This is a genomic window from Mesorhizobium sp. M0018, assembly GCF_040323955.1.
In the GTDB taxonomy this organism is placed as follows: domain Bacteria; phylum Pseudomonadota; class Alphaproteobacteria; order Rhizobiales; family Rhizobiaceae; genus Mesorhizobium.
This window is the reverse complement of sequence record NZ_JAMYVL010000056.1, coordinates 1-8,807: the sequence shown is the minus strand read 5'-3', so window position 1 is coordinate 8,807 and position 8,807 is coordinate 1. Positions and strand designations below refer to the sequence as shown.

The window sequence follows — 8,807 nt, the reverse complement described above, 5'->3', positions numbered from 1 at the left end:
CCGCCAGGAGCCACTTGGCCCCAGCGGCGGATCGAGGCCACACAGTCCGCCGCAGTGACGGGGGTGCCGTCGTGCCACCCCAGACCATCGCGGAGCTCGAACGTATAGGTCTTCTTGTCGTCGGAAACGTCCCACTTGCCCACCATCTGCGGATGCGGCACAAACTTGGAGTCAATCCCGAACAGCGTATCGTATACCAAGAAGGCATGGGTGGCGGTGCCGCCAGACGTTGAAGCGATCGGATCGAACACACTGAGGTTTTCTATCACCACGCGGACCGTCCGATCGGGAGTCGGTGATGTCTGCGCCCGCTGGACGGAAGGGATCGATAAAGCAGCTCCAGCGGCGATACCCACCTTAAAGAGATTGCGTCGAGAGATCGTCATCTTTCAGTCCCCCTTTTTGAGCGATTTCGTTCGGTTTTTGCAGTCCAAGGCAATATGTTCTGACCGTTGTCAGTGAGCGAATTATCTTTGCTGCGCTCGGAATTCCTTGCCGGAATGTCATTTCAGTGATTTAATATGCGCCCCAGGAGCGCTATAAATTCGCCGACTTCGACATAGCTTCCGGATCGAATTCCGCAGACGATGGATGTGCCAGGCGCAAGGATATCAATGGAACGGGCCGACAGTGATTCCATCGGATGCAGAATACCTATGAGACCTCCCTGCTTAACTTCGTCCAATATCGAACAGCGAGGTTCGAAAATGCCTCTCGCGGGCGAATACAGCTCGTCGGACGAGCGCCGCGTTTCAAGTGCCTGGGTGGACTTCTGTTGACGGAACGTCAGATCCTCAGATTTTCCTTCGACTAGTCCAAGCGCGATGAGTCCATTGCGTACCCCAGCTTCGTATATTGCAAGAGCTTCGGCGCCAACCTCGCCGCCACCGAGTTCGGGACAAACGAATACCTTGCCCTGATTTTGGGCCAATGTATCGAACATTCCAGGCGTTTCTGGGTGTTCCCAGATCAACGTCATGGGTAATTTGAACGCCTCTGCCATTCTAATCGTCTTGGCCATGAGGTCGGGATCAGCTATGGGATGTGTCGTATTCACCAGCGGAAATTCCCACCCCGGTCCATAGCTGTGAAGATCAAATATGGTGTCCGCGGTAGGCAACAATATGCGGGAAACCGCATCCGCGATTCGTTCGGTTACCGACCCGTCGGCACGGCCCGGAAACACTCGATTGAGGTTCAATCCGTCAATCGGTGTATTGCGGGTGAATGCCTGCAAGGCCGGTGGATTGAGCACCGGTACAATGATGATCCTTCCACAGGTTTGCGCTTCGGGCAGCCACTCAATAAGCCGTCGCGCAATAATCGGCCCCTCGAGTTCATTACCGTGACATCCGCCGGTGATCAGGAGCCGGGGCCCCTCGCCTTTGTTGAGGCTAAAAACCGGGAGCGAAAGAGCTTCGCAATCAGCGCCTTTTGGTACAACAAGATGCCCTTTGCTCATGCCGGGCTTTTCGAGGTCGAACGTAAGGTGTGGTGCTTCGCTCATTGTTCAGCTTTCATTGGTGTCGCTTGCGAGACGAGACTTTCTAAATGACGTTGTGGCACAGGATGTCCCGACTCACGGATCTAAAGCGCCTCGCGCTATTGGAGTCGGCGTTTATCAGCGAGATACCGCGAAGAAGGTGCATCCGAACTATGATCCGTCGCGGCGATTGACGTCAAATTCAGTTTGCGGATCGGCGCCATCTCGTTTTGAGATAAACTCAGAGCGGCCGCGACTTGCAGGGGAATCGCCGGCCCTGTCCGCCTACAAAGACCGGTACTTCTGCTGGGGTTGAGCGGCGAGAAAAAAAGGCAGTTTACACCTGTATAGGGTGGGCCATTCGGCCCTGGGTCGCCAAAATCCTGGCGTAGACTATTGCGAACTCTCCATTGATATCGGCTGTCCAAATCTGCAGAAGGCGAAAGTGCACTTGCGGTTAGCCTTTAGCAGGATGTTGGCCCATGCCTTGCGTTCTGCGAACTTGGCCTGGATGCCTCGGTGTCGCAGCCTTTGTCGCCCTCGCCGAGGAGGTCGATCAAGGTCTCTGCCTCCGTGCCGTCGGCAACCTGTCCGGCGGTCAGGCGCAGGCAGACGGGGGGCCTTCGGCCTCCACAAGTGCGTGGATCATGCTGGTGAGACCCGCGCGGTAACGTCCCATGCCGCCGTCGTCTCCCTCCCCTTTTTCCGTGGCCGGGCGCTGGTGGACATGGGCTTAACAAGAGTCGATCATGACGATGTCGCCGTCATAGGCCTCCAACACTGCGACAGGAGGCCTGTCCTACACACAACTGCCTTTTCGCCATCGCACGAAGTGGTTGTAGCAGGTGGTCGGTGGCCCATATCGCTTTGGAACTTCGGCCTAGGGCGAAGTCCGGAATCGCTACAGGATGCCATTCAGCACGCGCCGATCATCGACGCGAGGCACACCGCGCGACTTTGCCGGCAGCAATGGCGCAATGATCGCGACCGCTGTTCTCAGGCTACGGCCTTTAGCTCGGGCTTGTTGACGTAGGTCCAGTGCAGGAGATCGCGGATCTGGCTATTAGGGTGGCCGTTAATGAATCCTGGTGAGGACATCTGCGAGATAGCCGTGCGGCTCAACGCCGTTGAGCTTGCAGGTCTATGCCGAGCGCCGAACTATGCCGAGCGGGTCCGCACTGCGCCACGCGGTTCAAGGCCGCCCCGCCAGCCGACATGCCGTCCGACTCGCCGTTCGGAGTGAAGCTGCGGGCCTTGGTGATTTACCTGCGTTGCATGTACGGCATCGCCTTCGCACGGCTGGCCCGGCTGCTCCATGACCTTTACGGCCTGACGATCAGCGAGGGGGCACTGATCAACATGCTGGACGCGGCGATTGGGGCTTTCGCCGCGCAGGCCCGCCGCATTCGTGCCCGTCTTCTGTCGAGTTCGGTGCTCGAATCCGATGAAACCGGCCGGCGGGTCGCCTATCCCCTGGCCCACTGCCGGTAACCAAACGTTGCAACAAATCCTTTAAACAAATTCACAGAATGTTTGCGACCGTAGATCGCTGACAACGGTATGTTCACTGCAAGTCTGAGGTCAGGCACGGCTGGAAAAGCTAATGCCGATTCCGCTCAGACCGCCACACAGCACGCAACCTCGGGGGCAACAACCAATGGCCAAAAGAGCACTCATCCTGGTGGAAGGCAACACACAGGGTACTGGTCTGCTATACGTTCAAGCGGCCCAGCGTCTTGGCCTTCATCCAATTACCCTGTCGGCTGATCCCGCTCAGTATGCTTATCTTGCGGCGGGAGGGAGTGAGGGAATCGGTGTCGATACAAATAATCTCGATGCGCTGATCCGCGAATGTTCCCGGCTGCGTGCGAGCTATGACATTGCCGGCATTACAAGCGCCAGGGAGGCGGTCTATGCGACAGTTGGCAAGCTCTGCCGGCATTTCGCTCTACCCGGACCGAACCCCGCATCCATTGAACGATGCTGCGACAAATTCACTCAGCGCCAGCTCCTCGCGGAGGCCGGCGTTCCAATACCTGCTTATCGCTTGGCAGCGACCGCAGCGGACGTAGAAAGCTCTGCCGCGGAGATCGGCCTGCCGGTGGTTCTTAAGCCAACCGTAGGCAATGGCAGCTACGGTGTCCGATTGTGCCACAACGTCGACGAGTTAGCCGAAAATACGACCTATCTGTTGGGCGGGAAGCACATATGGCGGTCCGCGCCGCGGATACTGGTCGAAGAATTCGCACAAGGCCCCTGGTATGGCGCGGACATAATGGGAAATGAGGTCATCGGGATCTACGCCGCTGAGTTCGGCCCGCCCCCGCATTTCATCTTTCGTGAGTGCACCCACCCGGCCCCGCTGCCTGATGACGACCGTGAGCGTATCGCCGAGGTTTCGCTAAGCTGTTTGCGAGCTCTCAGCCTTGGCTGGGGGCCAACCGATATTGAATTCCGGTGGACGAAGCGTGGCCCAGTCGTCATTGAAGTCAATCCGCGCCTTGGAGGTGGTACCACTCCCGACATGGTCCAGCTGGCTTATGGTGTCGATCTCATCACCGAGCACATTAAGCTCGTCATCGGCGAGGAATGGGATTTGCGCAAAAGGCATTCGCAGACTGTGGGCGCGCGGTACCTGATCGCAGATCGCGATGGCATTCTCGATTGGATCGATGGCGACAGCCCAGCGGCTGGCGAACCAGGTATCGTCGAGGTCAAATTGCATGTTGAACCCAAGACGCCGATCGTCAGGACAGGCGATTACCGAGACTGCATCGGCCATGTCATCGCCGCTTCACCCAGCTATGCTGAGACCGAGGCGATACTCCAACGTGCCGTCGACTTGATCGATTGGTCGATCACACCATTTGCGATCCTTTGCGACTAGAGATCCTATGAGGGTGCGCCGGGAGACCGGCAAGGAGTAGATGGTGAAAGTCCATTACGATGAAGGAGTAGCGATCCACGTCGGCCCCGAGCCGTGCGCAGGCATCCGCGAGGATGTTGGCGAAGCGTCGGTAGGGGAGCATGCAGGCCAGCCATTGAGCCGCGAAAGGGATCTTATCTCGGATGCCGACGCTGTCCTCATAGCGGAAGGCAATATGGGAGGTGCGCTATGCGAGTGCCTCACCAATCCGGCGCGGTCTTTTAGACCTCGCTGGATCGCGTACGGAAAGCCGCAAGGCTGAGGAAAAAGGATCGGTTCACCGCGCTCTTCCACCACCTCCCTCTCGATGCATTTCGCACGGCGTTCTTCGCGCTCAGGCGCAAGGCCGCCCCCGGGGTGGATGGCATGATGTGGCAGGACTACGAGGCAGACCTCGAGCCTCGGCTCGTAGATTTGCATAAACGAGTTCATCGGGGAGCGTATCGCCCGCAACCGTCGCGCCGGACATATATACCGAAGGCGGACGGGAAGCGGCGGCCGCTAGCGATCGCGGCACTGGAAGACAAGATTGTCCAAGGGGCGACCGTCATCGTGCTCAACGCCATCTACGAAGGTGACTTCTGCGGCTTCTCCTACGGATTTCGGCCCGGGAGAGGCCCGCACGATGCGTTGGATGCGCTGTGTACAGCGATCGACAAGCGGCAGGTAAACTGGATCATCGACGCCGACATCCAAAACTTCTTTGGGGCTGTCAGCCAGACATGGCTGGTCCGCTTCCTGGAACATCGGATCGGCGACAAACGCATCATCCGCCTCATCCAGAAGTGGTTGAAGGCGGGTATCGCCACCGGACTATTCTCGACCTCGCCGACGAACCGGACCTCGCCCGTGCGGCCGCCCTCGGCGATCGCAACCGCATGCTTCTTCTTGGCTACATCAAACGCGACAAATGCTTCGCTATACGCTCCCATGGCTCGTCCTCCGTGCGTGAGGATCGGCTCGGCCTATCCGAGCAACCCTCGTCTCTTAATCGCACGAAAGGGCGGGCCACCGATCTCAGGCCCTCGGAACATGACGTCTAGTAGCGAGATGGCGCCAGGCAGACCAGGTCGCCAACGGCACAATGCGTTACCCCTCAGTTATTGCACGGTCCCGCTTCGCATCGTTGCAGGAGGCCCCAATGTGTCAAGGGTCTTGTCTTGGTCCACTTTCCCGCGCCGCCGACGGGTCTCGGCGTAGAAGGCGAAACGGAGCTTCCGCTGTTAAAGCCCGTTCGTTTGATGACGCGCTCGTCTCGTGCAATCTATTAATCCGGGAAGCTGGCTCCAAATTGACCGTTGGTTAGTTCGGGCTTCATCGCTCGGCAAGACCGAGAACGGAGAGACGATCCGGATCGGCTTCTCCAACGAAATTCCCTGGGCCTATCCGGGCGAGCAACGACCGCTCGGCTTGGTCATTGCGAGGACGCTCGACATTCTGAAGAAGATGGGCGCCACCAAGGTCGAGCCGATGGTGACGGAAATTGGGGCTCGCTCTCCCTAACCTGCAGGCCGGTCGCTTCAACATCATTACCGCGACGACATGTTCTCTCCCTGAGAGAGCGCTGCTGCAGCGTGCTGTTAACCTAGACGTTCTGGCGTCGCGACAGACCCACCGCCCAGGGCGGCCTCCAGTGGAGCGCTGTCCCAAACTCCGGCAGCGACGAAATGACGAAGCTGATCGTAGCCGACATCGCCAGCGCGCGCCGCCATCGGCTGAACGCTCTTGCGGTCTCCAGGACCAATCAGCCCGGTGATATAGGCCGGACACATCCGCGCCCTGGTCTTGTGCCGTAGCACCACGACAAACGGCGCAAGCCAGAAATCGAGATCGGCTTGCCAGTCCACGTCCATTGATCGGCTCTCCATAAGCCGAGCTCCCATGAATCACGCATCCCCTCGCTTGGGAAGCACAAGAACTCCCACGCCGCTAAAATCTGCCAAAGTACCTAGGGCGACGCGGTCCGGAACCGCCACACGCGTGCAAGTGTGCGCCGGCTCGGCAGGTACCTTCGCATGGCGGTTGGTTCATGATGAACGCCCGCACGCTGTAGGCAACATACAGCGCGTGGCCGTTGTGCGGTACCGAGTGCAGGAACGCGCGCTCAATTTATACATGATAGAGCGTGTGAGGTGTGCTGCTTAGTATTTCCGAGCCTTTCTCCGTAACAAGAACGTGCTCACTGGTTCCAAACAAGTAACCACTTTCCGCGCACAAGATGATTGGCATATGCAAGGTCATATTTGGTTCAAGAATATCGTCTGCGCCGGGTTCAAGACTTATGTAACCGCGCTCCAGCCAATTGATGCCAGTTTGATAGCCGACCCGGTGGTTAAGAAGCTCAGGACGGCCATGTCGATTGAGCACCTTTCTGCCGGCGGCATCAACTTCGCCGGCTGTCGCGCCAGGCCTGATCACAGAAATTACCGCCTCCAGCACTTCAATCGAGAGGTCGTGCAGACTTTCAGTCTCGGCGTGCCGACCAAGAATAGCGCTTCGCACGACGCCGCAGGCGTAACCGCTTTGATATCCCCCCAGTTCCATAAAGGCCGGCTCGTTGTTTCTGATCGCATTCTTTTTGGGACTGCCGTGTGGAAGCTTCGTCCGCTCGCCGAAGACTAATGTTGAGGAAGCCGCCCTTACCTCGCCACCGGCTTGCTCGACTTCGCGATCAATATTCGCTGCCACTTCAGCCTCCGAAATGCCTTCACGTAGGGACTGCTGGAAAACGCGAACAGCCACGTCTGTCATTTTCATTGCGGAACGCATAGTTTCGAGTTCCATCTTCGTCTTAACAGCTGCGACCTTCGCTACCAGACGAGACGCGTCAACGAATTTCATATCTGGAAGTTTCGCTTGAAGCGCGTTAACGTCCGCCGGCGCGAGATTCCAGCAACCAAGCTCAAGGCCAATCCTACCCTTCAAGCCAAGTCTCCGAATGGCGTCGGCGCACACTGGAGCGAAATCAGTTTGTTCCCTGTAAGGAACTATTTCATCTACCCAGCTGCCTATACGCACACTTGCTAAGTCAAACTCTCTGACGACCAAGGTCGGCTTTTGTCCCGGGGTGAGAATCAATGGGAACGGCATGAAGTATGCACCGCGTCCGTCGTATCCGCTAAGATATTGAAGGTTACCGTGAGCGGTGACTAAAAGAGCGTCGAGGTTAGCTCGTTCCATCGCCTCGAATACTTTCCGCAGACGGCGTTCGTACTCCGCCGTTGGGAACGGAAGGCCCGTCAACGGAACTGCTGAAGATGTACTAGTCATTAGATCACCTCAAGTGGTCACTGGTTTGTCTAAAAGGCGCCCTCCGCTCCGGAGGTTCGCCGACAATCCGCACGCCCGGATACCATCCGTCGTCCTATCGGGAGGATCGCCTGCAACTGCGGCTTGGGTCAAATGCATTTTCCATATCGTAGTCATCTGGCCAAGCGATGGCGTCATAAAGTGGAACGTGAATCGCGCCGGGTTGATCGGGGCTCTAGCTCCTGGGAAGGCGGAGCCATGGCTAGCAGGACAACAAATAAGTTTTCTCCCGAAGTCCGCGCCCGCGCGGTGCGGCTGGTTCTGGATAAGGCGAGCATTCCTCGCGCTGGGCGGCGGTCTTGTCGATTGCCGCCAAGATCGGCTGCACAGCGTAGACGCTCAATGAGCGGGTGGAGAGGTTCGAGCGCGACAGTGGCATCGAGCCGGTGTGCCGACGGATGTCGCGATTAAGCTCAAGGCTTTGGAACGTGAGAACCGCGAGCTTCGGCAGGCCAATGAGATCGTGCGCAAGGCGAGCGCGTATTTTGCCCAGGCGGAGTTCGACCGCCGGTTCAGGCCATGACCGCCTTCATCGACGATCACCGCAAGGCGCATGGGGTCGAGCCGATTTGCAAGGTATTGCCGATCGCCCCGTCGACCTGCCACAACCATCTCGCCAGGCGCATCAATCTCTACCGCCTGTCGGCTCGGGCGAAGGGGGAGAGGCTTTGAAGGATGAGTTGCGGCGCGTGTTGAAGCGAACTTCCGCGTCTACGGCGTTCGCAAGATCTGCCGGCATTTGCAGCGCGGGAGCTTCGATGTCGCCCGCTGCACGGTTGCCCGCCTAATGAAGGCCATGGGCCTCGAAGGCATCACCCGCGGAAAGCCGATCCGCACGACGGTGACGACAATACAATTGTTTGGTAGCGTTATCGGCACCAAGTTTGCTCCGAGGCATCATGGATGCACTTGCTGAAAGCACGCTGAGTCGAATGGTCCAGAAAGCTGCGCTGCCCCGCCAATGCGGCTAAAGCCCTTTCCTTGAGAAACGATCGAGCTCTTGATCAGTAAGCTGAATGAATATGCCGAATCTCGATATCGCGTCGTCAATTGCCGAATGGGCCGGGAGCTATAGGGGCGATATGTCGC

The 8,807-nt window shown here is 58.0% G+C and carries 7 protein-coding genes, 4 pseudogenes and 1 other annotated feature; of the genes and pseudogenes, 5 read left to right on the top strand and 6 right to left on the bottom strand.

Annotated features, from left to right (window positions below):
• The 4 genes and pseudogenes from NKJ81_RS32020 to NKJ81_RS32005 all read right to left on the bottom strand — a co-directional run.
• Positions 1-386 (bottom strand): ABC transporter substrate-binding protein (locus tag NKJ81_RS32020; RefSeq protein WP_352542916.1); only part of this gene is annotated, 386 nt, incomplete at its 3' end.
• A gap of 122 nt (positions 387-508) precedes the next feature.
• The gene (locus tag NKJ81_RS32015) at positions 509-1,507 is read right to left on the bottom strand and encodes a succinylglutamate desuccinylase/aspartoacylase family protein (RefSeq protein ID WP_352542915.1); all 999 of its coding nucleotides are present in this window, start codon (positions 1,505-1,507) and stop codon (positions 509-511) included.
• 411 nt (positions 1,508-1,918) lie between these two features.
• Positions 1,919-2,483, bottom strand: a pseudogene (locus NKJ81_RS32010) (transposase); the annotation flags it as partial.
• A pseudogene (locus NKJ81_RS32005) lies at positions 2,480-2,624 on the bottom strand (transposase domain-containing protein); the annotation flags it as partial. The pseudogenes NKJ81_RS32010 and NKJ81_RS32005, both read right to left, overlap by 4 nt.
• Before the next feature lie 74 nt (positions 2,625-2,698).
• Here NKJ81_RS32005 and NKJ81_RS32000 point away from each other — a divergent pair.
• The 4 genes from NKJ81_RS32000 (at position 2,699) to NKJ81_RS31985 (ending at position 5,912) form a co-directional block, all read left to right on the top strand.
• The gene (locus NKJ81_RS32000) at positions 2,699-2,974 is read left to right on the top strand and encodes an IS66 family transposase (protein ID WP_352542914.1); all 276 of its coding nucleotides are present in this window, start codon (positions 2,699-2,701) and stop codon (positions 2,972-2,974) included.
• Positions 2,975-3,140: 166 nt separating this feature from the next.
• Complete coding sequence (locus tag NKJ81_RS31995) at positions 3,141-4,370, top strand: ATP-grasp domain-containing protein (RefSeq protein ID WP_352542913.1); 1,230 nt, start codon at positions 3,141-3,143, stop codon at positions 4,368-4,370.
• A gap of 405 nt (positions 4,371-4,775) precedes the next feature.
• Positions 4,776-5,609: a reverse transcriptase domain-containing protein gene (locus NKJ81_RS32800; protein ID WP_502904364.1), complete on the top strand. Its 834-nt coding sequence runs from the start codon at positions 4,776-4,778 to the stop codon at positions 5,607-5,609.
• Between the two features lie 57 nt (positions 5,610-5,666).
• The gene (locus NKJ81_RS31985) at positions 5,667-5,912 is read left to right on the top strand and encodes a hypothetical protein (RefSeq protein ID WP_352542912.1); all 246 of its coding nucleotides are present in this window, start codon (positions 5,667-5,669) and stop codon (positions 5,910-5,912) included.
• Between the two features lie 116 nt (positions 5,913-6,028).
• On the opposite strand, the pseudogene NKJ81_RS31980 reads toward NKJ81_RS31985, so the two are convergent.
• Together NKJ81_RS31980 and NKJ81_RS31975 are read right to left on the bottom strand one after the other, a co-directional pair.
• Positions 6,029-6,296, bottom strand: a pseudogene (locus tag NKJ81_RS31980) (transposase); the annotation flags it as partial.
• 222 nt (positions 6,297-6,518) lie between these two features.
• A complete protein-coding gene (locus tag NKJ81_RS31975) occupies positions 6,519-7,679 on the bottom strand; it encodes a M24 family metallopeptidase (protein WP_352542911.1) in 1,161 nt (386 codons plus the stop codon).
• A gap of 237 nt (positions 7,680-7,916) precedes the next feature.
• Here NKJ81_RS31975 and NKJ81_RS32795 point away from each other — a divergent pair.
• Positions 7,917-8,565, top strand: a pseudogene (locus NKJ81_RS32795) (IS3 family transposase); the annotation flags it as partial.
• Positions 8,196-8,312 (top strand) — a sequence feature (AL1L pseudoknot). It overlaps the preceding pseudogene by 117 nt.
• Positions 8,566-8,807: the final 242 nt, after the last annotated feature.